Source organism: Amycolatopsis sp. NPDC049868, from assembly GCF_044461365.1.
Taxonomy (GTDB): Bacteria; Actinomycetota; Actinomycetes; order Mycobacteriales; family Pseudonocardiaceae; genus Amycolatopsis.
Map to the genome: position 1 here is coordinate 41,808 of NZ_JBITKV010000011.1, position 25,302 is coordinate 67,109.

General features: G+C 67.5%; 29 protein-coding genes and 1 pseudogene. 18 read left to right on the forward strand and 12 right to left on the reverse strand.

Going from position 1 to position 25,302, the window contains the following annotated elements; translation table 11 throughout:
- The first annotated feature begins 196 nt into the window (after positions 1-196).
- Both ACIBTM_RS34570 and ACIBTM_RS34575 read left to right on the forward strand, forming a co-directional pair.
- The gene (locus tag ACIBTM_RS34570; protein ID WP_395881347.1) at positions 197-661 is read left to right on the forward strand and encodes a VOC family protein; all 465 of its coding nucleotides are present in this window, start codon (positions 197-199) and stop codon (positions 659-661) included.
- A 124-nt stretch (positions 662-785) separates the two neighbouring features.
- Positions 786-1,343, forward strand: a complete 558-nt coding sequence (locus ACIBTM_RS34575; RefSeq protein WP_395881348.1) for a hypothetical protein — start codon at positions 786-788, stop codon at positions 1,341-1,343.
- 332 nt (positions 1,344-1,675) lie between these two features.
- Here the strand turns inward: ACIBTM_RS34575 and ACIBTM_RS34580 are convergent, their stop codons facing one another.
- The 4 genes from ACIBTM_RS34580 to ACIBTM_RS34595 form a co-directional block, all read right to left on the reverse strand.
- Positions 1,676-2,350: a hypothetical protein gene (locus ACIBTM_RS34580; protein WP_395881349.1), complete on the reverse strand. Its 675-nt coding sequence runs from the start codon at positions 2,348-2,350 to the stop codon at positions 1,676-1,678.
- A 454-nt stretch (positions 2,351-2,804) separates the two neighbouring features.
- Positions 2,805-3,158, reverse strand: a complete 354-nt coding sequence (locus ACIBTM_RS34585; RefSeq protein WP_395881350.1) for a permease-like cell division protein FtsX — start codon at positions 3,156-3,158, stop codon at positions 2,805-2,807.
- On the reverse strand, positions 3,134-3,304 hold the full coding sequence (locus ACIBTM_RS34590; protein ID WP_395881351.1) for a hypothetical protein: 171 nt from the start codon (positions 3,302-3,304) through the stop codon (positions 3,134-3,136). Before ACIBTM_RS34590 ends, ACIBTM_RS34585 begins: the two co-directional genes overlap by 25 nt.
- 122 nt (positions 3,305-3,426) lie before the next feature.
- Positions 3,427-3,666 (reverse strand): hypothetical protein, encoded by a 240-nt coding sequence (locus tag ACIBTM_RS34595; RefSeq protein ID WP_395881352.1) that lies wholly within the window; start codon positions 3,664-3,666, stop codon positions 3,427-3,429.
- A 132-nt stretch (positions 3,667-3,798) separates the two neighbouring features.
- Between ACIBTM_RS34595 and ACIBTM_RS34600 the strand changes: the two genes are divergently transcribed.
- The gene (locus tag ACIBTM_RS34600) at positions 3,799-4,110 is read left to right on the forward strand and encodes an EthD family reductase (RefSeq protein ID WP_395881353.1); all 312 of its coding nucleotides are present in this window, start codon (positions 3,799-3,801) and stop codon (positions 4,108-4,110) included.
- 28 nt (positions 4,111-4,138) lie between these two features.
- Here the strand turns inward: ACIBTM_RS34600 and ACIBTM_RS34605 are convergent, their stop codons facing one another.
- The 3 genes from ACIBTM_RS34605 to ACIBTM_RS34615 form a co-directional block, all read right to left on the reverse strand.
- A complete protein-coding gene (locus ACIBTM_RS34605; protein ID WP_395881354.1) occupies positions 4,139-4,927 on the reverse strand; it encodes a class I SAM-dependent methyltransferase in 789 nt (262 codons plus the stop codon).
- 97 nt (positions 4,928-5,024) lie between these two features.
- Positions 5,025-5,630, reverse strand: coding sequence for an SMI1/KNR4 family protein (locus ACIBTM_RS34610; protein ID WP_395881355.1), 606 nt, complete (start codon positions 5,628-5,630; stop codon positions 5,025-5,027).
- 41 nt (positions 5,631-5,671) lie between these two features.
- Positions 5,672-7,636: a vanadium-dependent haloperoxidase gene (locus ACIBTM_RS34615; protein WP_395881356.1), complete on the reverse strand. Its 1,965-nt coding sequence runs from the start codon at positions 7,634-7,636 to the stop codon at positions 5,672-5,674.
- Positions 7,637-7,853: 217 nt separating this feature from the next.
- Here ACIBTM_RS34615 and ACIBTM_RS34620 point away from each other — a divergent pair, with 217 nt between their 5' ends.
- Both ACIBTM_RS34620 and ACIBTM_RS34625 read left to right on the forward strand, forming a co-directional pair.
- Positions 7,854-8,477, forward strand: a complete 624-nt coding sequence (locus tag ACIBTM_RS34620) for a TetR/AcrR family transcriptional regulator (RefSeq protein ID WP_395881357.1) — start codon at positions 7,854-7,856, stop codon at positions 8,475-8,477.
- 29 nt (positions 8,478-8,506) lie between these two features.
- Positions 8,507-8,965 carry a hypothetical protein gene (locus ACIBTM_RS34625; protein ID WP_395881358.1) on the forward strand — a complete coding sequence of 153 codons (459 nt, stop codon included), beginning with the start codon at positions 8,507-8,509 and terminating at the stop codon, positions 8,963-8,965.
- Between the two features lie 65 nt (positions 8,966-9,030).
- Here ACIBTM_RS34625 and ACIBTM_RS34630 read toward each other — a convergent pair whose 3' ends face one another.
- On the reverse strand, positions 9,031-10,092 hold the full coding sequence (locus ACIBTM_RS34630) for a family 43 glycosylhydrolase (protein ID WP_395881359.1): 1,062 nt from the start codon (positions 10,090-10,092) through the stop codon (positions 9,031-9,033).
- A 288-nt stretch (positions 10,093-10,380) separates the two neighbouring features.
- Entirely contained in the window at positions 10,381-10,986 is a 606-nt protein-coding gene (locus tag ACIBTM_RS34635; protein ID WP_395881360.1) for a TetR/AcrR family transcriptional regulator, read from the reverse strand.
- Positions 10,987-11,071: 85 nt separating this feature from the next.
- Between ACIBTM_RS34635 and ACIBTM_RS34640 the strand changes: the two genes are divergently transcribed.
- From ACIBTM_RS34640 to ACIBTM_RS34650, 3 genes are all read left to right on the forward strand, one after another.
- Positions 11,072-11,944, forward strand: coding sequence for an aldo/keto reductase (locus tag ACIBTM_RS34640; protein WP_395881361.1), 873 nt, complete (start codon positions 11,072-11,074; stop codon positions 11,942-11,944).
- 93 nt (positions 11,945-12,037) lie between these two features.
- Entirely contained in the window at positions 12,038-12,463 is a 426-nt protein-coding gene (locus ACIBTM_RS34645; RefSeq protein ID WP_395881362.1) for a hypothetical protein, read from the forward strand.
- A 228-nt stretch (positions 12,464-12,691) separates the two neighbouring features.
- A complete protein-coding gene (locus ACIBTM_RS34650) occupies positions 12,692-13,489 on the forward strand; it encodes a hypothetical protein (RefSeq protein WP_395881363.1) in 798 nt (265 codons plus the stop codon).
- Between the two features lie 54 nt (positions 13,490-13,543).
- Here ACIBTM_RS34650 and ACIBTM_RS34655 read toward each other — a convergent pair whose 3' ends face one another.
- Both ACIBTM_RS34655 and ACIBTM_RS34660 read right to left on the reverse strand, forming a co-directional pair.
- Positions 13,544-14,347 (reverse strand): DUF3050 domain-containing protein, encoded by an 804-nt coding sequence (locus ACIBTM_RS34655; RefSeq protein ID WP_395881364.1) that lies wholly within the window; start codon positions 14,345-14,347, stop codon positions 13,544-13,546.
- Positions 14,348-14,945: 598 nt separating this feature from the next.
- On the reverse strand, positions 14,946-15,335 hold the full coding sequence (locus ACIBTM_RS34660; RefSeq protein WP_395881365.1) for a winged helix-turn-helix transcriptional regulator: 390 nt from the start codon (positions 15,333-15,335) through the stop codon (positions 14,946-14,948).
- 140 nt (positions 15,336-15,475) lie between these two features.
- Here ACIBTM_RS34660 and ACIBTM_RS34665 point away from each other — a divergent pair, with 140 nt between their 5' ends.
- The 9 genes from ACIBTM_RS34665 to ACIBTM_RS34705 all read left to right on the forward strand — a co-directional run bounded on the left by ACIBTM_RS34665 (position 15,476) and on the right by ACIBTM_RS34705 (position 24,224).
- Entirely contained in the window at positions 15,476-16,204 is a 729-nt protein-coding gene (locus ACIBTM_RS34665) for an SDR family NAD(P)-dependent oxidoreductase (RefSeq protein ID WP_395881366.1), read from the forward strand.
- 236 nt (positions 16,205-16,440) lie between these two features.
- Entirely contained in the window at positions 16,441-17,334 is an 894-nt protein-coding gene (locus ACIBTM_RS34670) for an AraC family transcriptional regulator N-terminal domain-containing protein (protein ID WP_395881367.1), read from the forward strand.
- Between the two features lie 108 nt (positions 17,335-17,442).
- Positions 17,443-17,970, forward strand: a complete 528-nt coding sequence (locus tag ACIBTM_RS34675) for a (2Fe-2S)-binding protein (RefSeq protein ID WP_395881368.1) — start codon at positions 17,443-17,445, stop codon at positions 17,968-17,970.
- Positions 17,967-18,962 carry an FAD binding domain-containing protein gene (locus ACIBTM_RS34680; RefSeq protein WP_395881369.1) on the forward strand — a complete coding sequence of 332 codons (996 nt, stop codon included), beginning with the start codon at positions 17,967-17,969 and terminating at the stop codon, positions 18,960-18,962. Before ACIBTM_RS34675 ends, ACIBTM_RS34680 begins: the two co-directional genes overlap by 4 nt.
- Positions 18,959-21,061, forward strand: coding sequence for a xanthine dehydrogenase family protein molybdopterin-binding subunit (locus ACIBTM_RS34685; protein ID WP_395881370.1), 2,103 nt, complete (start codon positions 18,959-18,961; stop codon positions 21,059-21,061). Before ACIBTM_RS34680 ends, ACIBTM_RS34685 begins: the two co-directional genes overlap by 4 nt.
- 240 nt (positions 21,062-21,301) lie before the next feature.
- Positions 21,302-21,856 carry a TetR/AcrR family transcriptional regulator gene (locus ACIBTM_RS34690; RefSeq protein WP_395881372.1) on the forward strand — a complete coding sequence of 185 codons (555 nt, stop codon included), beginning with the start codon at positions 21,302-21,304 and terminating at the stop codon, positions 21,854-21,856.
- A 73-nt stretch (positions 21,857-21,929) separates the two neighbouring features.
- Positions 21,930-22,625: a VC0807 family protein gene (locus ACIBTM_RS34695; RefSeq protein ID WP_395881373.1), complete on the forward strand. Its 696-nt coding sequence runs from the start codon at positions 21,930-21,932 to the stop codon at positions 22,623-22,625.
- Positions 22,622-23,392, forward strand: coding sequence for an SDR family oxidoreductase (locus ACIBTM_RS34700; RefSeq protein WP_395881374.1), 771 nt, complete (start codon positions 22,622-22,624; stop codon positions 23,390-23,392). Before ACIBTM_RS34695 ends, ACIBTM_RS34700 begins: the two co-directional genes overlap by 4 nt.
- A gap of 508 nt (positions 23,393-23,900) precedes the next feature.
- A complete protein-coding gene (locus tag ACIBTM_RS34705) occupies positions 23,901-24,224 on the forward strand; it encodes a 2Fe-2S iron-sulfur cluster-binding protein (RefSeq protein ID WP_395881598.1) in 324 nt (107 codons plus the stop codon).
- On the opposite strand, the pseudogene ACIBTM_RS34710 reads toward ACIBTM_RS34705, so the two are convergent.
- A pseudogene (locus ACIBTM_RS34710) lies at positions 24,130-24,549 on the reverse strand (disulfide bond formation protein DsbA); the annotation flags it as partial. The gene ACIBTM_RS34705 and the pseudogene ACIBTM_RS34710 sit on opposite strands and share 95 nt — an antisense overlap.
- A gap of 177 nt (positions 24,550-24,726) precedes the next feature.
- Between ACIBTM_RS34710 and ACIBTM_RS34715 the strand changes: the two are divergent.
- A complete protein-coding gene (locus ACIBTM_RS34715) occupies positions 24,727-25,239 on the forward strand; it encodes an NUDIX hydrolase (RefSeq protein ID WP_395881375.1) in 513 nt (170 codons plus the stop codon).
- Positions 25,240-25,302 lie beyond the last annotated feature (63 nt).

The following is a 25,302-nucleotide window of genomic DNA, read 5'->3' on the forward strand; positions in this document are numbered from 1 at the left end:
GCCCCTTCGAGCGCTATCGAAGACACCCTTCGACTGGCCGAGCGCCTCGAATCCGACCGACAACGCTTCAGTGCGAAACCCGCCCCAGCAGTAGCGCACTCATCGGGATGAGCGTGCGATCAGCGGCATGACCGGGACATGTGGCGGCGTCTCGGTGAGGCGGTCACGTACATCGCGGAGTTGGTAGACAGGGCGGGTGAACTCCTTCTACCACCTGTGCTTCGTCGTTCAGGACATCGGACGGGCGACCGAAGACCTCACCCGCACTCTGGGCGTGGCTTGGAGTCCAATCCGCGCGGGCACTCTCGGGGACTGGGACTACAGCATCGTGTTCTCCGTCAAGGGGCCGCCGTTCTTCGAGGTTATCCAGGGCTCAGCCGGTAGTCCGTGGGATGCGACCGACGGTTCCCGCTTCGACCACATCGGCTACTGGTCCAAGGACGTCACGGCGGACAGCCAGCGCCTGGTGGCTGGAGGCGCACCGATCGAGTTCGACTCCTGCCCTTACGGTCGTTCCTTCACCTACCACCGTCTCGACAGCATCGGAGCCCGGATCGAGTTGGTGGACCTCGCGGTCCAGCCGGGGTTCTGCGGCACCTGGGCTCCGGACATAGCGGCGATGCCGGCGCTCGACCTCGACGATCCAACCGCCGGACCGTGACGGTCACGTCGAACATCTGCCCGGCATGAGCGTGCGCTGCCCGGTCGGCGGGGCTGCGAGCCTCTGTTGTCGCCATCTCCGAATGGGTAGGTAGGACGTCCTGGGAGATGGCAGGCTGTGATCTGTGAACCCGATCGTTGCGCAGGTGTTGACCATCGCCGGTGTCCTGCTCGGCTCAGCCGCCACGTTCGTCGTCACCTCCCTCACCGAGCGAGCCCGTTGGCGGCGCACGCAGTCCGCCCGGTGGGACGACAAGCGCCTGCTCGCATATTCGGAGTACGCCAACGCGGTCAAGCACATGGTCCGGCTGTGCCGCCGGATCGCGGAGACCCAAGAGCTGCTGCCCACAGGCCAGCCCATCGACCTCGACTCCGCATTCACCGACCTCGCCGAGGGCGAGACCGAACGAGCCGCACGATGGGAGACCGTCCTGCTCCTCGGCGAACCGGCGACGATCTCCGCCGCACGAGCATGGAGCGAGCAGGTGTGGCAACTGGAACACATCCTGCGCGAGGAACACCCCGACACAGCCACGTTCACGAACGCCTACCGGAACGCCATGCGACTACGCAACGAGTTCTACGCCCACGCCCGCGCGGACCTCGACATCACCAGCGGCCCGCTCCCCGAACTCACATGGAAATCCCTCCAACCCCCGCCTGACCGCCCCACCACACCGTGACGACCGATCAGCGGCATGAGAGAACGGCGCCCGGCCGACTGGCAGATGGCCGTCGCATTCGGTCTGGCTCTTCGGGCGGGGCAAGGCCCTGTCGTGGGGCGAACGGGCGTCCCGCTGCCCAGTCGACGAGTGCTCTGGTCTTCCAGTGCGGTCCGTCGCGCTCGTTCTGCCGAGCCGCGGGGCTCGTGACCGGGATCGACCCTGGCCAGAAGCGGGTTCGAACCGGCCGCAGGTGAGTCGAGACGGGACCGGTAGGTCAGGTACTGCTCGGCAGGGGCGCCGAAAGGGATGGACGGGCCCCCGAAGCGGTCTTGCGCCTCGATATCTCTGCGTCAAGTCAAGTGAGTGTCGGTGTGCGCTTCCAGGTTCCTGGCCGACACATCGGCGGGTAGCGGGAGGTCCAGTGCACGGGCGAGGGCCGCGATGACCGGGACGGCGTGGCGGGGCAAGTTCTGGCCGGCCCAGACGGCTGCCAGCGCGAGGAAACCGGCGAGGTCGTGCTCGACTCCGGCGAGAAGACGCCGGACATCAGCGGCAGGCAAATCGATCACCGGGCTGCCACTCAGCTCAGCGTCGACGGTCAGCCGGACAGTCTCGCCGTGGCGCTCGGCACAAGGATCAGGATCGTGCCCGAACCCGACCAGCCCGTCGCCCTCGAGAACCTGGTACCACTCGCGCCAATCCTCCAGACCGTTACAGCAGCCCGGCAGGAACGCCACGCCCGTCACGCTATCTGTCACCTTCAAGCCGCCGGCCGCGAAGAGCGCGTCATAGGTGAGCAGACCGTGCAGGAACGACCTCAGCGGGTCGGCGGGGCGGGGCGGGCGGCCGTCGACCTCAGGGTCGATGTCGTTGCAGCCGGCGATGTGCATCACCGCTGTCCCAACCTCAAGGGGCGTGAGCTCTCCGCTGAGCGCCAGATAGCCGAACGATTCGACCTCGGCGACAGGCCAGAGGGCGAAGCCATCTGTCGCGTAAACCTCCAGAACGGGCTGCATCGTGATCACTCAGGAAGTGTCGCGCATGTCTTGCCGCGCATGGCGGTGAGCCGGGCTTTCCGGGGGTGGGGGGTGTACCGGGTCGACTTTCGGCGGGGTTTCGGCAACGCTGAATGGCGGGCGCTTCTTGTTCGGCAACCTGCGTCACTATCGCGACCGCCCGCTCGATGGAGCTGAGCGGATGCTGTCGCGCGTCTGGTCAGCAGCCATGTCGCCGACATCCTCGATGACCGCGGAGGCGAGGCGGGGCTCACGCTCTACGACGACAGCCTGACGGGTACCGAAGTTCTCGACGGCGCGACCAAGCTTCCTCCGCAACCCGACACCTGTGGTCAGAGGTCCAGTACTGGGCGGATGTGCTCAGCAAGGTGCGTCTGGCGCTGCGGTGGGACGCCCAGAACAGCCGGTACGACCCGTCCCGGTAAGCGGTGGATGGCAACGTGCGGGTTGTCGGGGTGATCGGTCAGATGGTCGGCCAGGGGCGCTCCCCGCTGGACGGGCAGGTCTGGTCGGGGATCTGCGACACTCCAAGTCTGCTGAGGTACTCAGTACTGGATTTGACGGACTGCGCGGCGGGGAACTGAGTGCGGAATTGGTCGGCGAGAGCGTCCGGCTCGGTCTGGTCCATCGGTATGACGGTCACCACGGCCGGCAGGGCCTCCGGCCCTGTCAGCTCCAGAAGTTCCGGCTGACTCGCGAATAGCGCGCTGAAGCGCTTATAGGCTTCCTGCTTGGTCTCGGTGTAGACCCGCATCACCCGGAGATCGCCGCGCAGCGCCTCGGCGATGGTCATCATGTCGTCATCGGTTCTGGCCATAACGGTGACGGTGGTGGCGCAGAGTTCGCGGTCGCCGAGTTCCAGATCAGGGTGTCGACCGGGACCCAGTCGTCGAGCCCCCTGTCGAGCGTCGGCGCCACGGCTCGTTCGATCTCACGCATCTCCCGCGCCCGCGGGTCATCCATCGAGACGCACCCTCAACGCATTCTTGCCGCTTGGGAAGATGTCGATTGTCTCGCCACCAGTCTTGGACGTCGGGCGCCACTGCATCGTCGTGCCGTCTTGCAGCGTGAACACGTCGGGAATCTTATCCCCGGCCCGGAAGCCGCTGCGCACCTGCGGTCCAATGGTCGAACAGTGTCCGCAGGTCGGCGACGGTCGACACAGTTTTGACGCCGCTGTTCTTGCCTTGGCGCAGCGCGTCGAACGAAGCACGCCAACCTTTGGCGTTTTTCGCCGCGAGTTCGATCGCGCGCGAGACCTTGGTCGCTCGTTCTGCGGCGAGGAGCTTCTTGAGTGCGCCACCGGCCACCTGGACAGCGGCCATTCCGGCGGAGCGGGGTCACCGGTCCGGCGATCGGCTCATCCGCATCGCACTTGATCTTGGCGTGGCGTCTGATCTACTGTCCGCCTCGCGTTGATCGCGCGCTCCTGGGGGTGCTGCTGAACGGAGGCTGTTGTGCACAAGTTGGTGGTCCTGTATCCCGAGCCCGCCGATCCCGACCACTTCCGCGACTACTACGTGAACAACCACCTCCCGTTGGTCACGCGCATGCCCGGCCTGCTCGCGTGGCGCTACAGCTTCGAGGTGGCGGCGACGCAGGGACAGGCGCCGTACTTCGCGGTTTTCGAGGCCGAGTTCGCTGACGCCGCGGCAATGACCGCGGCGAGGGAATCCCCGCAGGGCAGGCAGGTGGCCGCCGATGTCGCCAACTACGCCACCGGTGGTGCGGTAGTCATCCACTATCCGGTGCAGAACGGCGCCTGCTGAGCCTGGCACTGAGGTGGGCGCGCTTGTCTCACGGGATCCGGCCGATCAGGATCGTCACCTGTATCTGCTCGACAAACGGTTGGTGGGGCTGGAGTACTTCGCCGAGTCGCTCAGCGAAGCGCGGGCGTTGTTCCGCGGGAGGAATGCGGGCGACGGGCAACGCCGAATAAACGCCACCGACGATCTGTTCCGCGCTGAGCTCGTCGGAGTAGTCGACGCTGACGACCGCCGTGTCATAGCCTGCGGCGATCAAGCTGTCGCGATATCGCCGCTGGCTGGCGTCGTCGGTACCGCAGGTGCGGGTCGGTTTGCTGCCGAGCCAGTCCTCCAGATAGCCACACAGAGCGCGGGACCACGCCGTGTCCTGCAGCCACAACGGTGTCCCGTTGGTCACCACGGCCACACCGCCACCGGACCGGGCAAACGGAACCACCGCGCGGAACAACTCCTCGTGGCGCATCCAGTGCAGTGCCTGTCCGATGGTCACCGCCCCCAGGCGTCCATCGCCGATCAGGGTGCCCAGCGTGGGAATATCGGTGTCCGACCCGACCATCCAGCTCACGTTGGTCACCTCATGCTCACTCGCGGCGCGCCGAGCGCGGAGAAGCATGTCCGGCTCCGGGTCCACGGCGACCACGGACCGCACCCGCTCGGCGATCGGCAGGGTCAACTGGCCGGTTCCGCACCCCAGATCCACCACAACGTCATCGGTTGTCAACGCGAACATCTCGACCAGTGAGTCGATCACGGCCGGCGGATAACCACGCCGAAACCGGTGATAGAAGTCGGCCACCTCACCACGAAAACCCAGGTCCATCTCTCCAGTCTGCTCACCGCGGACCTTACGGCGACAGAGGTTCAGCTCACAGCGTGAAACAAAGAACCCGCGAGCGACGTTTTCGGCCGATGTCCGTTCAAGCGAACATGCCGGCGTAGGGATCGGGCTCGCCGGTCATCGGGTCCAGGCCCGCTTGGAATCGCCGGTGCTGCTCTTGATGGTGGACGAAGGAACTCACGCGTCCCCACAGCGACAGATCGCTGAGCGGGCACTTGTCGAAATCGGCCGTCATGAGCCTGCGGATGAACCCGGCCATGCCGCACTCGAACAGTGCCCAAGCCGGTGATTCGTGACGGCGCCAGACCGCCACCGGCCACCGGTCCGGGTTCGGGTCGGTCATCAGCCACCCCAGCTCGTCGCCGTTGCATCCGGTTCCCCAGGGCAGCACCCGGTCCGCGCCCGGGGGAGCACCAGGGACGCCTCCCTCGATGTCCCATAGATCGCGCAACTGCTTGGTGTGCTCGGCGATCGATCCCGACCAGCTGTCGCCTGTGGACAGTGGCGGAAGGATGACCAGGTTCTCGACGGCTCCACCGCCGTAGACAGCCATGAAGGCCTGGTAGTCACTGGGCAGGGAGGTACCCAGGTGAGCCTCGGCCGCTGCCCAGTCGACGCGCTCGTCGGCACCGTGATCGTCGGGCATGATGCGCAGCAGCACGTCGATGTCGGAGCGACCTGACATCTTTCCCCCTGGTTTCCGCGGCAGCCGCATCGTATCCGGACTTACCCGGTCGTGCGGAAGATGGAGACGTCGTCCACGGAGACGGTGAGCGGCGCGTTGGTGGCCGAGCCGGAAAGGTTGGTGAGCAGGCCGGCGTTTCCGGCGCCCTGAAGCGCGGCGGTCTGGTCTGTCACGGTTGCCTGCCAGCCGGGTTCGGCCGTTCCGTTCGCCCACACCTTGGCACGCAAGGTGGTCGGCGAGGTGCCGGTGACCTGGAGCCTGATCCGCAGCATGCTGTCGGGTTGGTAGGTGAGCCCGGCGATCTGCTGGTCGGTGGTGAGTGGTGTTTCCGCGCCCGTCCCGTCGGAACGGCGGAGTCCGAGCCGGACGCTGCCGTCCGGGCGCAGGACGACCGTGGCCCGATAGGTGCCCGCGTCATTCACTTTCCGCCCCACGGCGGAAATGTAGGTCCCGTTACCGGTGGCGATCTTGTCGGTGCTGATCCTGGCGGCGAAGTCGGTGTCGGTCGAGCGGATCCGGTTCAGGTACGCGCTGCGTCCCGCGCCGGCCGAGGGCATCGTGATCCGGCCGGCTCCGCCGCGTACGGCGTAGTCGGTCGCGGGGCCGCCGACCCACCAATCGCCGCCGGCCTCGGCCGGGCCGAATCCGGCGGTCACCGTCCGCGCGAACGAGTCCAGGCCGAGCGTCGAATCAGTGCCGAGGAAGTTCCGCGTCACCCAGTCGGCGATCTTGTCGCCAGTGGGCAACGAGTACTCGCCGTCGAAGCGGTAGTGGACTCCCAGCCATACCCGGCTGAGCTGGTTCTCCCTGGCCGCGTCGCTGAACGTGCCGAAGGACCGGGTGATGCCCTGCGCGAACGGGTCGTCCGTGGTCGCCGTCCAGCCGAAGTTGTCGGTGCCGACGTAGCGTTTCATGACCCCGGCCCACGCTCCGGCGAAGGTGGCGTGGCCCGAGAGGAACGCGGGGAACGGTGGCGAGAAGGTGGTGCCGTCGGTCCGCCGTGACTCGGGCTGCCAGTTCGGGTCGGGATCGGTCGTGGCCAGCTTGATCGCGGTTTCCGGACGCCAGAGGTCGATGTCGGTCCGGAACTTCGCGTCCCAGGCGGCGATCGCGGCGTCGGCGAGGGCGAGTGACACCAAGGCGAACAGCTTGGCATTGCCGAACTGATCCTGTCCCGGCAGGAGCCGCGCGATGATCGCGGTGTGCTCGAGCAGCTGGCCAGGTGGCTTGTAGGTGCCGTCGAGATCGTTGGCCCAGAAGTGTGCGGCCTGGGTTTTGTCAGCGCTGCGTGAGGGTGAGTTCAGCTTGCCGACTTCGCGGACTTCAGCCACGTGCGCCTGGTAGGTCGGGGAGGCGAGCAGCTCGCCGATGTCTTGTGCCCCTTCGGGATGTGATGGGCGGAAGTGGTTCGGTGTGTCCATGGTGAACGGCCGGACCAGACCCCAGTTCGGGTTGAGCGCGTCACCGGAGCCGGTCGGCCGCCAGTCGCCGGGCCGGGTGCCCGGGGTGTAGGGGACGGTTTCGTTCGAGTGGTCGTTCGCCCGGGTCACGACCATGACCGCCGCCGCCCGCTCGCCGATCGCGGCGCCTTGGTCTCGCTGCTCTTGGCTGACGCTGTCGGGAATCGTCGACTGCGCCGTCGCCAGCTTCGCGGTGAAGTCGACCGGACTGCCGGGGTAGAGGCCGGTGAGGATCTTGTAGGCGGCGCGGTCGATCGCGCTGCTCGGATCGGGAGCGGCACCGGACGGCACGGGCACCCGCGTCAGATACGGCTGCCCGAGGCATCCGGTCGCGGTCGCGCACCGCGCCGAGTTGGCCCCGTCGTAGACGGCGCCGTGCATCATGGCCGCCGACCTGGCCAGCCGTGTCGGCGCCGCGCTCTCACCGGTCTGACGCCGGAAGACGTCGAGCAGTACTTCGTTCCAGTACAAGACGTGGTCGATGCTCGGCGCCGCCACATCGCGCGGAGTCGCGTTCGCCGCGGCGAACGGTGCGGAAACGCTCATGAGCAGGGCAAGACAGAAAACCACCGTGACGCGACGCATCGTCGACGAGCCCCCCTGAAGGTCAGCGCGTGTCCCCGACACCACACGACCCGAAACAACCAGTACTCACAGTCGCTGACCGCACACTCACCGGCAAGACCCGAACAGACGACGGTCTTGCGTCCGTTCGCCATCAGGAAGTCCCGGCTTTTTCAATACGGATCAGTACTGTATTGTAATGAGAGTGGAAGCCGAAGACCGTGCACCTGGCCGTCCGCGGAGCAAGGAAGCCGACGCGGCGATCCTGGGCGCCGCGCTGGAGCTGTTGATCGAGCGCGGCGCGGAGGCGACCAGCATCGAGCAGGTCGCTCGACGAGCCGGGGTCACCCGGGCCACCGTCTACCGGCGGTTCCCGGACAAGACCCGGCTCCTGATCGCCACGGTGGAGGCCGCTTACGGCAATCCTCCGCAGAGCCCGGAGATCCGCGACGTGGAGCAGTTGGTGGCCGGGTGGGTTCTCGTCCTCACCGACCCGCGACAACGCCGCCTCCTGCGCCGTCTCTACGGGGCGATCGAGGACCATCCGGAGCTCGCCTGCGCGTACCACGACCAGTTCGGCCGGCACCGCGACCACGCCCGCCGGGACGTGCTCGAACGCGCTCGCGACCGCGGGCAACTGCCTGCCGACAGCGATCCGGACGTCCTGCTGGACCTGCTCACCGGCGCGGTTTGGCAACACCTCGCCGTCCGGCCGGACACCGGCACGGCCGACGAGGTCGAGCAGTTCCTGCGCGCCGTGCTTCACCAGATCGGCTACCGCCCCGACGCGGATCGGCGACGGCCCGTCGACCGCACCCGGTAACCCCGCGTACCCGAAGACAAGGAGCACCCGTGTCCACCGCCACCGTCGAAGCGCAACAACGCACGCGGACCTTCGCCCGGGTCATCGGGCCCTATGTCGCAACCTTCACCACCGTCTACGCGATCCGTCTGCCCGAAGGGCTGGACATCGTCGACAACCTGTTCGCCCAGCCCGCCTTGGTTCTGCTGCTCGGCGCCCTCATGCTCGGTGCCGGGCTGGTCATCATCGGCGGCCACCGCAGCTGGCGCGGACCGCTCGCGGTCACCGTGTCACTGTTCGGCTGGTTCGTCGCCCTACGAGGATTCCTTTTGATCGTCGTCCCCTCGACGATCGAGTCGGGCGCCGAAGCCACCATGCTCTCGCCAACCGGAGTGATCCTGGCCCGCGTCTTCTTCGGCCTTCTGGCCGTGATGGGACTGCTGCTCACCTACGCCGGATGGTTCACCAAACCGACCACCCCGAAGCCAACGGCAACTGCGACTCCGTGAACGCAGGCATGGGTGAACGGCGCGTTCATGAACGCGCCGTTCACCCACAAGGAAAACCCTTTCAGCTAACTGAGGTAGAAACCGCCGTCGTTGCGGAGGACCACCGCCACGATCGGGAACCGGCTGGTGCCGTTCCACCAGTGGTAGACCGCGTGATATTGGCCGTCGGCTGCCTGGAAGAAGTCCATCCCGCCCGGGCCGGGGTGGTTACCGGGCAGGCCGCGGTAGGGGTTGAGGCCCCCGGTGCCGGTGTACCCGAAGTACGGCCGCTCGACCCCGTTCTGCCGCGGTGTGCAGCGCGTCGACGGGATCGGGCCGGTGCCGCACCTGGCGATGCCGGTCGCATATCGTGCGCTGTCCCAGTTGTTGCCGGAATAGGCCAGGTACCAGTAACCGTCGGCGGACTTGAACATCGACGGGTTCTCGATCACGTGCGTGCCGCCGCTCATCCGGATGGTCTCCCAGCCGATGTCGGTGCTCTTCAACGCGTCCCGACGGGTGGCCCAGTCCGCCATGCCGTTGGACTGGGTGCGCACGACCGAGATGCCGGTCTCCGGGTACGAGGTGATCGCGTCGTCCCGGTAGGCGACGTACATGGCGCCGCCCGCGACGAACGGGTTCGCGTCGATGGCCCAGCGGCCGTTGTCCGGGCAAGCCCACTCGACGGGGTTGGTGAACGGCCCCCGTGCGCTGCCCGAGACGGCGCGGCCGAGACATTTCTGGCCGCTGCCCCGCTTGGACGCGGTGTAGTACATGAAGTAGGTGTCGCCGAAGCGGACGACGCCGGGTGCCCAGATGTTGCCCTCCGCCCAGCTGCCCGGCCCGTTGGGCAGTGCGTCGGCCGACGCGCAGGTACCCACACCGACGGTATTGCCGGAGCCGTGCACGAGCACCGGCACGAACAGCTTGCCGGTCACACCGCACCGGGCGCCGACACCGGCGCCGACCGTGGTGCCGTAAGTGACGTACGAGCCGTCCTTCGCCTGGACGGTGTCCGGGTCGGCCAGCGGGAACGTCGACTCGGCGGCCGCGGTTGAGACACCGTCGGCCGCACCGGCCGTGCCGACCGCCGAGACGGCGGTCGCGGCGGTCGTGGCGAGCACGCCCGCCACGAGTAATCTGGTCATCCACTTGCGCATGCTGAATCCCTTACTGGGCAAGGAGAGTGGCGTCGGTCAGAAGGAGCACCTGGCCATCCACGGTCGAGGCGGCAAGCCCCTGCCGAGCACGATTCGCCGGGGTGAGCGGCCGCTCTCCCCGGTTACTTATGGACGGACAAGTGCGCCAGTTGCAAACTATGTGCCACCAGTCGCCGACGCGACCGAATGCGCGGAAACTGCCGGTCGATGCATCCGTACGGCCTATCCGGCGATGCCGTTCGGAGCCGCCGCGTCCACATCGGACATCGTGATCAGTTAACCGGTTTTCGGGCGCACCGCATCGACAAGGAGATCGAGCAGGCGATCGGTCCGCTCTTGAGATGCGCCGTCGATGATGGCCGCGAACACGCCGACGAGCAGTGTGGCGACGTCATCGGGGTCGACGTCCGTGCGGAGAGTGCCGGTCGCGGCGCCCTGGCCGAGGATCGTGGCGATGGTGGCGGCGACACGTTCGCGCGAGGGAGCCGCGATGCGCCCGGAGGCGACGGCGGTGCGCAGCGTGTCCATCATGCCGCGTTTGGTCGCGACGAAGGTGGCGTAGCGGCCGATCCAGGCGCGGAGGGCGATGTCGGCCGGGTGCTGGTCGAGTAGGTCGGGGGCGCTCGCGGTCACGGCGTCGAGTTCGCTGGCGTAGACGGCGTCGACGAGATCCTCGCGGGTGGGGAAGTGGCGGTAGAGGGTGCCGATGCCGACGCCGGCCTGGCGGGCGATGCCTTCCAGGGAGACCGGCCCCTCGGCGGCGGCGAAGGCGGCTTGGGCGACGGCGATGAGCTTCTCGCGGTTGCGCCGCGCATCACGGCGGACCGGCCGGCCGGCGGGCTCGGCAGGGTCCGGGGTTCGGGGGTGTGACGACGAAGGCAAAGCGGAGGGCCCTCCGTTAGTGCTATGGTCAGAAGTAACGGAGGGTCCTCCGTATACGCCCAGTCTCTCACAGGAGCAGGAAGCCATGCCCCTCGAAACCACTCCCGGTCGGCTGGCCGGCCGCTCGGTGTCCCGCATCGGATACGGCGCGATGCAGCTGGAGCGCCTGCATGACGACCGTCCGGCGGCCATCGCTTTGCTGCGTCACGCGTTCGACCTCGGTGTCGACCACGTGGACACCGCCCACTTCTACGGCGACGGCTTCGTCAACGGCCTCATCCGCGAGGCGCTGCGGCCCGAGGACGACGTGCTGGTCGTCACCAAGGTCGGCGCCGTCACCGACCACAACGGACCGTTCCCGATGCGGATGGCCCAGCGCCCCGAGGAACTGCGGGCCAGTGTCGAAGCGGAACTCACCTCGCTCGGGATGGAGCAGGTCCCGGTGGTCAACCTGCGCCGTATGGACGCCGGGATGACCATCCCCTTCCCCGACGAGCAGAAGGTCGACCTCGACGACCAGCTCGCGGAACTGACCGCACTGCGCGACGCGGGCAAGATCGGGGCTATCGGCCTGAGCAGTGTCTCCCCGGATGTGACGCGCCGGGCGCTGCCGGCGGGCATCGTGTGCGTGCAGAACTCCTACAGCCTCGTGGCCCGCGACGACGAGGACCTGCTCAAGCTCTGCGCCGAGGAGCAGATCGCCTGGGTGCCCTACTTCCCGCTGGGTGGTGCGATCCCGGGTATGGCCAAGGTGACCGACGTACCCGCCGTGATCGCCGCCGCCGAACGACTGGAGTGCAGCCCGGCCCAGGTCGGCCTGGCCTGGCTCCTGCACCACAGCCCCCAGACCTTCCTCATCCCCGGCACCGCCACCGCCGCCCACCTCGAAGCGAACCTGGCAGCGGGCGCGATCACCCTCGACGCGCAGACCCTCGCCACCCTCGACGCGACCCGCTGACCGGCCCCTGCCCGCGGCCGGCGGCACGGAACCCAGCTGTGCCGTGGATCGGTTCATCCCGGGCGACGAGACCTGCGAGTAAGGACTTCCTCAATGCTCGATTCTCGACGGCACTACCTCAGCCTGCGCGCGGTGGCACTTCTTCCCCTCGTGCTGTTCTTCCTCGTCTCGCGCCTGGAGGCGGCACCGTGGGCCAAGGCCGCCGGCTACGGATGGGTGGCCTTGGACGTGCTCGCCGGCATTCTGATGATCAACGACGTCCCGCACGACACGGCTTGGGCGGTCCGGCTCGGCGGCCATGTGCTCGCCGGTGTGTGGATCGTGTCGAGTTCCTTGGTCAGCAGGGCTTGGCCGGTCATGGTGGTCGGCACGATCACGGGGCTCTGGCTCGCCTCGTACTCCTTCGTGGGAGACGTGCTTCCCGAGTCGTTCCTGGCCCCGGCCGGCATCTGCATCTTGTTCTGGTTCGCCCTCGTGGCGATCTTTCACCGGCCAGTGGAGGAGCGATCGGCGGCGTGATCAGCGATTACAAGACCGCGGTCGGCTGGAAGGCCCGGTCGACTCGACAATCAGTCGATTTCAACGCCTGAGCACATAGCCACGGTGTTCCGCGAAATACAATGCGCACATCACCTGGAAGCATGAGTTTCGTCGTCGGCGGTCCCTCGATCGTTTGCCCGGCCTTCGTTGTGTGCGGAACACGCGGTTCACTGACGTGAGTTCCTCGTTCACAAGTGAAGGAATCCCATGTTCTCGTGGCTCTACGATTTGCCGAACTGGGGCATGTTTCTCCTGTTCGTGGCGGTGGCACTGGCCATCTGCTGGAGTGCGGTCATCCTTCTCCGCCCCGCCATGGATCGGTTGTTCGGCGGCGAAGACCGCGAGCAGCGCAACTCGTTGCTGGATCTGGTGCTCAGCGGAACCGGGCTGTTCTATGGCCTGCTGCTCGGGCTCATCGCGGCCGCCACCTACACCACCTATTCCGAAGCGGAGGCGAGCGTCGCCAACGAAGCCACCGCGGTCGCCGCGCTCTACCGGGACGTCTCCGGCTACCCGGAGCCGTTTCGCAGCCAGCTCCGCGCTGACATCGAGTTCTACGTCGACAACCTCGTCAAGGTCAGCTGGCCGAAACAGCAGCAAGGCGAGATACCGACCGAGGGAACCGATCAGGTCGACGTCATTCAGCGCAGGATGACCACCTTCGAGCCCACGACACCCGGCCAGGAAGTGCTGCACGCCGAGGCATACAGCCAGTTCAACTCGTTCGTCGAGGCCAGGCGGAAAGTGCTCAACTCGGTGTCGGCCAGCCTGCCCGGCGCGCTCTGGTGGGTGCTCGTCGGCGGTGCCCTGATCAACCTGCTTCTCACGTCGATGCTCGCCGTCGAGCGGCTCGCGCCACATCTGGTCATCTCCGGACTGTTCGCCGTCTTCATCGCCATGATGATTTTCCTCATCGCCGCGATGGACAACCCGTTCCTCGGCGAGTTCAGCGTCCCCCCGCAACCATTCGAACGTCTGCAGCAAAACCTGTTCGGCAAGGCATGAGTGGTCAAAGTTCTGGCCGAAATCGCCGCGGCTTGAGAAAGGCAGGGCCTGGCATCACCGGGCACCGCTCAGTGCGGTGTCCATCGCCGAGACGATGCCGTCCCAAAAGCGGATCCTGGCGTGCATCGCCGTGCGGACGGTGTCGACACTCTGATTCCATTTGACCTCGTCGTCGCCGCAGAGATCGGCGAGCATTTGCATCGCCATCGGCGTGTGCTCGTCGGCATCGACCTCGATATGCCGTTCGAGGTAGCCGCGGAACAGCTGGAGCCGGCCGTCCGCCGGCTCGGCGGTGATCACCTTGTCGAACATTTCCGGGATGAGGTCTTCCCGGCTGAAGGCGAACGCGGCGGCTTGGCAATGCACAGGAGCGTCGGTGATGATGCGCCAGGTCGCCGAAACGAATTCGGCCGACGGCCGCGGTACGGCGGCGATGACCAGCGCGTCCGGCACGGTTTTCCCCACCCGCAGGGCGTCGAGGAACTCGTCGATGGCCCTGGTGTTCGCGCCGACCTGGGCCATGGCCGCCCGGTAGAGTTCGAAATGGCTGCTGAATCCCGAATCGAGCTCGTCGCTTTCTTCGACCAGGACGATGTCGTTGATGAGTCGCCTGCTGGTCGGGTGCCCCTGCGGAATCCAGGGAACTTCGACGCAGGTCAGCTGACGTTGGAGGGTTTTGAGCAGGGACATGAAATCCCAGACGGCGAACACGTGGTGTTCCATGAAGACAGCGATGTCGAAGGTCGACGTGAAGCTGTCATATATTCGGTGAGTGGTCACCTTTTCACGTTCGGGCTCGCTCTTGGCGCGGACCAGGTCGATTCCAGGGTGGGTGACTTCCCATTCGTAGCGCGACATCGCGGTTCCTGTCTGAAGAGTGGTAGTGGTCCAGTGGTATGTGCGAGATCGCACCGAGGTAATTCGTGGTCGATTCCAATCCGAACGTAGTGTCGTACGCAACCTGCCGAAATAGCTGTTCGACGTTAGTACCCGCCTGGGTGCCGATCTCGTCTGAATGCAGGCATCGCTGATGAGCGGTGTGTGATCGGGCGCAAGGGATTCGGCGCCGCTGGTGGGTTTCCCGGACACGCACGGTGGAGTTTCCGAGCACCGGTTCTCCACTGAACATCGCGTCACCGTCCAAGTCGTTTTCTCCCTGGTCGGTTCGCGGCAGTCAGAGCAAGAACCCGGCGTCGACAGGTACGGCGGGTCGTGAGGTGAAGGTGGGGTCCTTGACTGCCCTTAAAGGCCGATCCCGAGACAGTCGCGCCCGAGTTGGGCATTTTGCCTGGTTCTGTATGGGGGTTGGCAAATCGTAGATTTCGTGGCAAGTCCCTTCATCCACCCCGAGACCAGAAGAAACAACGACGCGAACCTCTGACGCAGGACACTAGATCCGTGCGTTCCGTCTCGGCGGCGAATCACCGTGACTGGGTCGAGCTGACCCGGGCGCCGGTCAGTCGGCTTGATGGGCCGTGTCGTAGTCGCGGCGGTTGGTGGTGATCCGTTTCCGGTGTGTGGTGGCCCAGTCGCCGAGGTAGGTGAGGGAGTCCAGCAGCGTGACGCCGAGTTCGGTGAGTGTGTACTCGACGCGTGGGGGGACGCTGGGGTGGATGGCGCGGGTCAGCAGGCCGTCGCGTTCGAGCTGCCGCAGCGTTCGGGTGAGCATGCGCTGGGAAATGCCGGTGACGGCGCGGTGGAGCTCGCCGAAGCGGAGGGTGCGGTCGCGTAGTTGGCCGATGACCAGGATGGTCCACTTGTCGCCGATGAGCGCGAGGATCTGAAGGACCTGCCGGCAGACCTCCTCGGCCGGCTCGTCTGCGTTGGTGATAGGCGGCACTGACATGGCGTGTGATGCTCCCGGCTGGGTTACCTCGGTGTGCGTAGCGGACATGAATGTGCTGTCTTGATCATCGCCGTGGCGACAAGTCATTCTGCTACGAACAAACAGTAACCAGCGGCGAGCAATGGCAGGAGAGATGTGGTGTGAACAAGACGCTTGTCGTCGTCGGTGCCGGGCCGGGGCTGGGGATGGGGGTGGCCAGGGCGTTCGGGCGTCGCGGGTTTCGGGTCGGGCTGATCGCCCGTACCCAGAGCAGGCTGGATGCCCTGGTCGCGGAACTGGCGGGGCTGGGCGTCAGCGCTGCGGGGTTCGCCGCGGACATCCGTGATCGTGCTGCGCTGGCCGCGGCGATGGATGCGGCCAGGGACGCCTTGGGACCGGTCGATGTCCTGGAATACAGTCCAAGCCCGTCCGGTCCGATCACCACCGCCGTGCGATCCACGGTCGAGTCGGTCACGGCGCAGTTCGAGTTGAACGTCGCCGGCGCGGTGACCGCGGTGGGAAAGGTGTTGCCGGACATGCGTGCTCGAGGCGCGGGCACGCTGCTGTTGACCACGGGGGTGTCCTCGACGATCCCCGCACCGTTTCTGGCCAACGTGGGGGCCGCGATGGCCGGTCTGCGCAACTGGGCGCACGCGCTGCATGCCGAACTCCGGCCCGAAGGCATCCATGTGGCCACGGTGACGATCGCCTCGGGTGTCGTGCCCGGCGGGGGAGAGGCCGATCCCGATGCCATCGGTGCCCGCTATTACCGCCTGTACCGGCAGCCCGATCGCGTCGAGGAAGTCATCGGAGACCTGGACGCGTTCCGTGCGCTCGTCGCCGAGCACGCGGCCGGGCACGATGGCCGACCGGGCACAGCAACGGCCTAGGCCGTGTCCTGCAAGTCTTGTTCGCGGTCTTCGCGCCCAGGCGGTCCCTGACGGCACGGGTGGATGCGGCCGAGTACGACCCGGTACGAGGCCGATCCGCCCGCACCGTCAGGAACCACCTGGATCACGAAGCCCATCGAACAGACTTACAGGACCCGGCCTAGGCGCGGTTCCGGGCCCGAGTTATGTCCACTGTGGATTGCCGACGTGGCCGCGGTGACGGTCTCGGTGCTTGAATGGCGACCATGTCGCTCGACGAGTTGCGTGCCCTGTTGGATCGGCATGCTCGCCCTGATCTGAGCACCCGGATCAGTGAGGTCCGCATTTTCCGTGCCGATCAGCCCAATCCACCGACGCCGACCACGTATGGCAAGGTGCTGGCCCTGGTCGCCCAGGGCGCCAAGCGGTTCGCTTTGGGCGACCGCCTGTACGAGTACCGCGCGGGGGAGTACGTGATCGCCTCGGTCGACCTGCCGGTGACCGCGTACTTCAGCCGGGCCAGCCCGGAAGAACCCGCGCTCGGGTTCGGCCTGACCCTGCGACAGGCCGACGTCACCGAGGTACTGCTGCGAGCGGAGTCCGCGGACCTGCCGTCACTGGCTACCGGCGCTCCGGCCGGTCTGGCGGTCAGCACGGCCTCCGCCGAGCTGCTCGACGCGGTCATCCGCCTTCTGCGCCTCCTCGACCAGCCTCGGGACATTCCCGTGCTCGCGCCGCTGGTCAAACGAGAGATCATCTGGCGGTTGCTCACCGGCGCGCAGGGGGCCCTTCTCCGCCAGTTCGGTTTGCCGGACAGCAACCTCAACCGCATCGCCCGTGCCGTCCAATGGATTCGCGACAACCACGCGGTTTCCTTCCGGGTCGAGGACCTGGCGCGGACGGCGGGCTTGAGCGTCTCCGCGTTCCATCGCAACTTCCAGCTGGTCACCTCGATGAGCCCCATCCAGTACCAGAAACAGATCCGCCTTCAGCGGGCCAGACTGCTGCTCGCCGCGGATCCAGGCGACATCGCCGGGATCGGCCGCAGTGTCGGTTACGAGAGTCCCGCTCAGTTCAGCCGCGACTACCGGAGGCAGTTCGGCGACCCGCCGCGCCGGGACGCGGTCCGGCTCGGCACGAACGGGGGTTGACCAGAACTCGCGATCTCTTGCTCGATCCTCCCGCATGCGGCGCGGACGGCTTCCGCGCCGCCCTTCCTCCCTTAACGTCCCTGGCCGGAGGCTCAAGGGAGGACCAGGATGGCCGATCGAACGCGCACCGAGATCTCGTTGCGAGTCAACGGGGCGACCCACCGGTTGTCGGTGGACAACCGCCGGACACTGCTCGACGCGGTGCGAGAGGACCTCGGCCTCACGGGGCCCAAGAAAGGGTGCGACCGTGGGCAATGCGGCGCCTGCACGGTGCTGTGTGACGGGCGGCGGGTGGTCTCGTGCCTGACCCTCGCGGTCGCCGCCGACGGGGCCGCGGTCACGACGATCGAGGGCTTGGCAGGCGATGGTGAGCTGACGCCGATCCAGGAGGCGTTCACGCGCCTCGACGGGCTTCAGTGCGGGTACTGCACTCCCGGGCAGATCTGCTCGGCGGTCGGGATGCTCGCCGAACACGCGGACGGCTGGCCCAGCGCCGTCACACCGGAGGGTGCGTCGGAACTGGACGAGGCCGAGGTGCGCGAGCGGATGAGCGGCAACTTGTGCCGCTGCGGGGCGTACCCGGCGATCGTGCGCGCGGTGCTCGAGACCGCCGCCCGGCAAGGAGGGACGAAGTGAAGGAGTTCGCCTACTCGCGCGCGGCGGATGTTCGCGACGCGCTCACCGCGGCCGCCGGCGACAGGGGTGTTCGGTACCTGGGCGGGGGAACGAATCTCGTCGATCTGATGAAATGCGGGGTCGAGGCGCCGACCCGCCTGGTGGACGTGCGGCGCTTGCCGCTCGACGGTGTCCGCGACGCTCCGGACGGCGGGCTGGTCATCGGCGCGACCACGACGAACAGTGACCTGGCCGCGCATCCCGAGGTGCGCCGCCGGTTCCCCGCGCTCTCGCAGGCCGTGCTGGCGGGCGCGTCCGGCCAGCTGCGGAACATGGCGACGGTGGGCGGGAACCTGCTGCAGCGGACCCGCTGCGGCTACTTCGCCGATCTCGCCTCGCCGTGCAACAAACGGGCCGCCGGCAGCGGGTGCGCCGCGATCACGGGCGTCCACCACAACCACGCGGTACTCGGCCACTCGGAGCACTGCGTGGCCACACATCCGTCGGACATGGCGGTGGCGCTGGCCGCGTTCGACGCGGTCGTGCGCTACGAGACGGTCGACGGACCGGCCGAGATCCCGCTGTCCCGGTTCTACCGGCCGGTCGGCGACCGGCCGGACCTGGAGAACGCGCTCCCGCCCGGCGCGCTGATCACCGCCATCGCGCTGCCGGGTTCGGCGGCGAGTCCGCGGTCGCGCTATCGGAAGGTCCGGGAGCGTGCGTCCTACGCCTTCGCGATCGTGTCCGTCGCGGCCGCGCTCGACCTCCGCGACGGGCTGGTGCACGACGCGCGGATCGCGCTCGGCGGGGTGGCGTCCCGGCCATGGCGGGCCACCTCCGCCGAAGCGGTACTCCGCGGCGCACGGCCGACCCCCGATCGGTTCCGGCTCGCCGCGGACGCGGCCTTGAGCACCGCGGAGCCCTTGCGTGACAACGGATACAAGGTTCCCCTGGCGCGGAATCTCATCCCGGCCGTACTCGATGAACTCGTGGGAACGGAGAACGAACGATGAACCCGGTCCCGGTTTCTCCCGCTGTCGGCGCACCGAGCCCCCGGATCGAGGGCGGGCTCAAGGTCACCGGCACCGCCCGGTACGCCGCGGACGTGCCGCTCCTGGGCCTGGCGCATGGCTGGATGGTGACCGCCACGGTCTCCCGAGGCCGGATCCGCGACATCGACGAGTCCACCGCACTCGGCATGCCCGGTGTGCTCGGCGTGCTCGACCACCGGAACGCGCCCCGGCTCGATCCGGACGCCGGAAACTACTTCGGGCCGGACGGCAGCCTGCGGCTCCTGCAGGACGACGTCGTCCCGTTCGCCGGCTGGCCGGTCGCACTGGTGGTGGCGGAGACCCCCGAGCAGGCCCGCGCGGCGGCGGACGCGCTGCGGGTGACCTGTGACGCCGAGCCGTTCGACCAGGATTTCGGACTGGAGCATCCGGCCGCGCGTCCGGCGTCGACCGCTTTCGGCCCGGAGGCCGACACCGGTGACCTGGAAGCGGAACTGGCGGCATCCGCGGTCGTGGTCGAGGAGCGGTACCGGACTCCCGAAGAGAGCCACTGCGCCATGGAACCGCACGCCGCGACCGTGTGGTGGGACGACGGACACCTGTACGCCGTGGACTCCAATCAGGGCGCGTTCAGCGTGTCCCAGGTGCTGGCCGCGTTGTGGTCGCTCGACCGCGAGCACGTGCACGTCCGGTCCGAACACGTCGGCGGTGGCTTCGGCGGCAAGGGCGCCTGCGGCCCGCAGGTGATCCTCGGATCGCTGGCGGCCCGCGACTTCGGCCGTCCCGTGCGAGTCACCATGACGAGGGCACAGGTCTTCGAGACGACCTCGTCACGGCCTCCGACCGACCAGCTGCTGACCATCGGTGCCGACGCCGACGGCCACCTGCGCGCCATCCACCACCGAGCGGCCTACGCCCTTTCACCGCTCGCCGAGTACATCGAGTGGTGCACCGAGCAGGCCAAGATCCTGTACGCGGCGCCGGCGATCCGCACGCGGCTCACCGCCGTACCGCTCGATGTCCTGCCCCCGGCCTCGATGCGCGGGCCGGGCGCGACACCCGGTTCGTTCGCACTGGAGTCGGCGATCGACGAGGTGGCGGAGCGGCTGGACCTCGACCCGCTCGAATTACGCCTGCGCAACCAGCCCACGGTGAGTCCTGTCTCCGGAATGCCCTTCAGCAGCCGTCGTCTGGTCTCCTGCCTGCGAGAAGGGGCCCGCCGGTTCGGCTGGGCGGCGCGCGACCGGCGTCCCCGCTCCCGGCGCGAGGGCCCGCTGCTGATCGGCACGGGCCTGGCCACCACGTCGTTCAGCGCCGGGGTCTTCCCATCGACCGCGTCGATCACCGCGGAACCGGACGGGACTTTCACGGTGTCGATCGGCGCGAGCGACATCGGTACCGGTGCCCGCACCGCGCTGACCGCGGTCGCCGCGGACTCGCTCGGCGTCGGCACGGAAAAGATCCGCATCCGGATCGGCGACAGTGACCTCGGCATGGCATGGGGAGCGGGTGGATCCCGCGGGACGACGTCATGGTCCTTCGCCATCACCGCGGCCGCCGAACGGCTGCGGGAGAGCTTGAACGACCCGGCCAGGCCGGTGTCCGCGACGGTGGACACCAGCACGATGATCGATTTCCAGCCGGACCGGGAGCGGCAGACCTTCAGCGCCGTCTTCGCCGAGGTCGCCGTCGATCCGGCGACCGGCGAGGTACGCGTTCGCCGCCTGCTCGGCATGTTCGCCGTCGGCCGGGTGATCAACCCGTTGCTGGCCCGCAGCCAGGTGACCGGCGGGATGATCATGGGACTTTCCATGGCCCTGCACGAGGAAAGCGTTCGCGACCCAGGAACCGGCAGACAGGCCAACGGAGACTTCGCCGGGTATCACATCGCCTCGCACGCCGACGTGCCCGAAATCGAGGCCGACTTCGTACCGGACTACGAGCCCCAGGACCCGTCCGGGTTCAACGGACTCGGCGAGATCGGCACGGCCGGGACCGCGGCCGCGATCGCCAATGCCGTATGGCACGCCACCGGCACCCGGCAGCGGACACTTCCGATCCGCCTCGACCGCGTGCTCGAACCGGCCCCAGCGGCAAGGTGAACGCCGGTGGTGGCGTTCCTGGCGGTGATCGTCTCCGCGAGGCGGGGGATGATCGATCTGTCCACATCGGACGACGCTTCGGGTCACGATGAATACGGCGCGACCCGAAGCGGTGGGCAGTAGTGTGTCCGTCGTGGATGCGAAGCCTATGCCAGAGTCGACCCTGTCGTGACGTCCACCTCGCGCCCGTCACGCGGCCCGCGCCAACGCCTCAGTGAGGACCAGCGACGGAAGCAGATCATGGCGGCGGCGATCCGGGAGGTCGCCGAGAGCGGATACGAGGGCGCGTCGCTGACCAGGATCGCCGCACGCGCCGATGTCGCCAAGGGGCTGGTCTGGCGTTACTTCACCGGCAAGGACGATCTGATGGAGTCCGCGGCGAAGGTGACGATGGAGACCATGCGGCGGCAGATCGTCGACGGGCTCGACCTGGACCAGCCGGTGCCGGACATCATCCGTGCCGCCCTGCCCCTGGCGGCCTCGCAGATCCTGACTCATCGGGACGAGCTGATCGCGCTGAATCGCATCGTGCACAACCTTCGGCGGCCCGACGGCGCTGAACGGGTGGTCGCCGACTTCTACGAGGAGACCTACCTCGGGCAGGAGGAGTTGTTCCGCCGCGGTCAGGCCGAGGGCAGCCTGCGTGATTTCGACACCAGGGTCATGGCGGTCACCTATCAGGGCTCGATCGACATCATGCTCGCCTATCTCGAAAGTCATCCCGACGTCGATCCCCGCGGCTACGCGTCCCAGCTCGCGGAGATCCTGCTCGGGGGCATGCGAGCCGGGGGCTGACGCCGCGCGGTATCTCTTGGCCCTGGACTAATGACCATGCGGTCACTAGTATTGACCGCATGGTCATTAGTGTGTGTTTCGAGCGGTCCGGCGGGCCACGGTGAACCCGGCGGCGACCGGTGAGGCCGGCTCGCAACGTGAGCTGGTCATGAGCCTGCTGATCAACGCGGTGGCGCCGATCGTGGTGTTCTACGGTGTGCGCGCGGCGGGTGCCGACCAGTGGACGGCCCTGATGCTGGGCCTGGTCGCACCGGCGGCCAAAACCGTTCATTCGGTGATCACGAAACGGCGGATCGACATGCTCGCCGGTCTCGTCATGACCGTTCTGCTCCTCAGTGTCGCGTTGTCCTTCCTGACCGGAAGTCCGAGGACCCTGCTGGCGCGCGACGGCTGGGTCACCGCTGTGGCGGGCATCTGGATCCTTCTGACGCTCCCGCGGATCCCGTATTACCTGTACGCGTTGAAGACTTTCACCGGCGGCGCCTTGCGTGAGCGGATCAACGCCGCGTGGCGTGACACGGCCGCCTTCCGGCGAGTGGTGCGGGTGTGCACGGTGATCTGGGGTTCCGCTTTGCTGCTGGACGCCGTGAGCACGGTGGTATTGGCCTACACGATGCCGGTCGACAGTGTCCCGCTGATCGGTGGGCTCAAGATCGTCGTGCTGATCATCCTCGCCGAGGTGTTCAGCCAGGTGACCTTCAGGCGCAAGGGTGTACCGCTCCTGCCTGCCGAAGCCGCCGACGACAGCCCCGGCCGGGAGCGCCGATGAGCGGGCGCAGATACGTCGTCACCGGCTCGGCTTCCGGAATCGGAGCCGCCACCGCGGCGCTCCTTCGTGCCCAAGGTGCGAGGGTCATCGGCTGCGATCTGAGCGACGCCGACGTCGTTGCCGATCTGTCGACGCCCGCCGGGCGCCGGTCGTTGGTCGAGCAGGTGGCGAAATGGGGCTACGTCGATGCCGTGCTGGCGGTCGCCGGCGGCGGCCGGACCGGGCTCCTCGAGACGAACTACTTCGGCACGGTCGCAACGCTCGAAGGGCTGCGTCCCCTGCTCGCCCGCAGCGATGCGCCGCGGGCCGTCGCCGTGTCCTCGACCTCATCGCTGGCGCCCGCCGACGAACGGGTCCTCCAGGCCTGCGCGGATGGTGACGAGGCCACCGCGATCGCCTTGGTGGACGCCGACCCCTCATTGCGCGAATCCGCCTACGGCATCGCGAAACGCGCGTTGAACAGATGGATACGAAGGACCGCCCCGACGCCCGAATGGGCCGGCGTCGGCATTCCGCTCAACGCCGTCGCTCCCGGAGTCGTGGACACCCCGGCCGCCGCTTGGATCCTCACCGACGACCGAATGCGATCCGCCATCGAGGCGGCCGCACCACAACCTCTCGGTGGCTTCCCAGGCCGGCCGGAGTGGGTCGGCCATCTCATCGGCTGGCTGGCGAGCCCGGAGAACCAGTTCGTCACCGGTCAGGTGATCTTCGCCGACGGCGGCGCCGAAGCGGCCTTGATCGGCGACCGCCAATGGCGAGCGTGACGAGCTTCAGGAAGGTGCCGCCGAGCCGGACGGGGCGGCCCTTGCGGATTTGACCGCCGCGTTCGGACGGACGAGGGAACCCTTCCAGGAGGAGTGATCAGTCCGCTGCTGATGAACGTCGTGTCGCATAGTCCTCGGCGACGTGGCCGCTTTTCCTCGGAGAATTGGCAGGCGTGTCTATCGGCGCTCCGGAAAATGTTGTTCGGCGTTATGTTCGCCTGCCCGTGGGTCATGGGCGGCGGTGGCCCGGCGTGCACCGGTGCGCAAAGAGTCAAGATCGTCACTCTCGCCTCCGAACTCGGCCGTATGCCGGATGCAGCACTCTGATTGGGTGTTCTCGGGTCAGTTAGCCGATGGCGAGGCCTGTCTCCTGGATGCGGTACTCGTTATGGGGAGGAGGCGTGGCCGCAGATCTCGCTCTCTGAGAACGCATTTGAGACGGCCATAGGGGAATAAGGCGACCTGGTCAATATGCCAACCGGTTTTCGGAACCTGCTGGGAGGAACTGATGTCCGATACGGTGCCGGTGCGGCTGAAGGTGAACGGCGAGGATCAGGAGCTGGCCGTCGACCCACGCACGACCCTGCTCGGCCTACTGCGTGACCGCTTGGCCTTGGTGGGCACCAAGACCGGCTGTAACCAAGGCACCTGCGGCGCCTGCACGGTGCAGGTGGACAGCCGCAGAACGCCACCCCGCGAATCGCGATCACCGGCGTCCCGACCTCGTACCCGACGCGGCTCATGCCGTCGTGATGCGACGCCCACAGAGCGGCGTCGTAATCCTCCGTGTCCGCGGCGTCCGCCAGGTCGATCGGCAGCCCTGCCTCCCTGAGCGATTCGATGATCGCCTCGCGATCGAGCACCCGGCCCTGGTACTGGTACCTGGTGCCGAACGCGGTGTAGAGCGGGCCCAGCACCTTGTTGCCGTGCCGTTGTTCCGCCGCGATCGCCACCCTCGCCGGTCCCCAGCCCTCGCGGACGATCGCCATATGCTCCTCGGGGATGTCGCGGCCGTGTTGCAGGACCGACCAGCTCATCACGTGCCAGCGGGCCTCGATCGGGCGGACTTCGCTCGCCTCGATCAGCCACCGCGACGCGATCCACGACCACGGGCACATCGCGTCGAACCAGAAGTCCACCGGGACACGATCAGTCATGAGCGCTCCTTAACCCACCGGAAACTCGTCATCAGTAGTGACCGGGGGCGGGAAGCGGATTCATCGGCGGATCACGGATGGAGCAACCGCGCCGGGTGACGTCATGCCGATGTGCGGAATTCGGCGGGGTTGGTTCGTCTGGTGTGCTTTCCGTCGGTAGTGCGGTGGAATGGCGTCGTGGCTGAACTTCCGATCCGCGATCGTGCCGGCAACGCCTTGGTCGACTTCCGTTTTGTCGCGGAAGGGGAGCTGGAGGGTCTGGTCGAGCACGTGGCTGTGCCCGCGTCGTTGGTTGTCGCCGTCCACGCGGAAGCGGTCCTGATGATGTTCGACAGCCGGCGGAGGCAGTGGGAGCTTCCGGGAGGGATGCGGGAGGCGGGTGAGAGCCCGCGTGAGGCCGCGGTGCGGGAGCTGGGTGAGGAGACCGGCATCCACGGCGTGGACCTGTCGTTCGCCGCCGCAGCCGAGTTCGATCTCGTGAAGCCGGAGCGTCGGGAACTCCTGGCCGTATATCGGACTCAGCTCCAGGTCGCGCCTCGGCTGACCGTCAACGGTGAAGCGCTGGACTTTCGGTGGTGGCCGCCATCGGAGCCGGTGAGCGAGGAGATGAGCCCGCTGGATGCGGAGATCGCCAGGCGCGTCGTCCGAAGGCGGCTTCCCCGGTCGCCGGCTGATCACTCGTCCGGCTGACTCCGATTGTGTCGCGGACCCTGTGGCACTGGACTGGTCGCACGTATCCAGGCTCCACAGGAC

Excerpts from the sequence above, each read along its gene's own strand:
- ACIBTM_RS34630 (WP_395881359.1), bottom strand. The coding sequence starts at position 10,092 with ATGACCAGATTACTCGTGGCGGGCGTGCTCGCCACGACCGCCGCGACC.
- ACIBTM_RS34685 (WP_395881370.1), top strand. The coding sequence starts at position 18,959 with ATGAACCCGGTCCCGGTTTCTCCCGCTGTCGGCGCACCGAGCCCCCGG.
- ACIBTM_RS34660 (WP_395881365.1), bottom strand. The coding sequence starts at position 15,335 with ATGTCAGTGCCGCCTATCACCAACGCAGACGAGCCGGCCGAGGAGGTC.
- ACIBTM_RS34615 (WP_395881356.1), bottom strand. The coding sequence starts at position 7,636 with ATGAGCGTTTCCGCACCGTTCGCCGCGGCGAACGCGACTCCGCGCGAT.
- ACIBTM_RS34585 (WP_395881350.1), bottom strand. The coding sequence starts at position 3,158 with ATGGCCAGAACCGATGACGACATGATGACCATCGCCGAGGCGCTGCGC.
- ACIBTM_RS34640 (WP_395881361.1), top strand. The coding sequence starts at position 11,072 with ATGCCCCTCGAAACCACTCCCGGTCGGCTGGCCGGCCGCTCGGTGTCC.
- ACIBTM_RS34595 (WP_395881352.1), bottom strand. The coding sequence starts at position 3,666 with ATGGCCGCTGTCCAGGTGGCCGGTGGCGCACTCAAGAAGCTCCTCGCC.
- ACIBTM_RS34705 (WP_395881598.1), top strand. The coding sequence starts at position 23,901 with ATGTCCGATACGGTGCCGGTGCGGCTGAAGGTGAACGGCGAGGATCAG.
- ACIBTM_RS34675 (WP_395881368.1), top strand. The coding sequence starts at position 17,443 with ATGGCCGATCGAACGCGCACCGAGATCTCGTTGCGAGTCAACGGGGCG.
- ACIBTM_RS34610 (WP_395881355.1), bottom strand. The coding sequence starts at position 5,630 with ATGTCAGGTCGCTCCGACATCGACGTGCTGCTGCGCATCATGCCCGAC.
- ACIBTM_RS34650 (WP_395881363.1), top strand. The coding sequence starts at position 12,692 with ATGTTCTCGTGGCTCTACGATTTGCCGAACTGGGGCATGTTTCTCCTG.
- ACIBTM_RS34605 (WP_395881354.1), bottom strand. The coding sequence starts at position 4,927 with ATGGACCTGGGTTTTCGTGGTGAGGTGGCCGACTTCTATCACCGGTTT.
- ACIBTM_RS34645 (WP_395881362.1), top strand. The coding sequence starts at position 12,038 with ATGCTCGATTCTCGACGGCACTACCTCAGCCTGCGCGCGGTGGCACTT.
- ACIBTM_RS34670 (WP_395881367.1), top strand. The coding sequence starts at position 16,441 with ATGGCGACCATGTCGCTCGACGAGTTGCGTGCCCTGTTGGATCGGCAT.
- ACIBTM_RS34590 (WP_395881351.1), bottom strand. The coding sequence starts at position 3,304 with ATGGATGACCCGCGGGCGCGGGAGATGCGTGAGATCGAACGAGCCGTG.
- ACIBTM_RS34620 (WP_395881357.1), top strand. The coding sequence starts at position 7,854 with ATGAGAGTGGAAGCCGAAGACCGTGCACCTGGCCGTCCGCGGAGCAAG.
- ACIBTM_RS34655 (WP_395881364.1), bottom strand. The coding sequence starts at position 14,347 with ATGTCGCGCTACGAATGGGAAGTCACCCACCCTGGAATCGACCTGGTC.
- ACIBTM_RS34690 (WP_395881372.1), top strand. The coding sequence starts at position 21,302 with ATGGCGGCGGCGATCCGGGAGGTCGCCGAGAGCGGATACGAGGGCGCG.
- ACIBTM_RS34700 (WP_395881374.1), top strand. The coding sequence starts at position 22,622 with ATGAGCGGGCGCAGATACGTCGTCACCGGCTCGGCTTCCGGAATCGGA.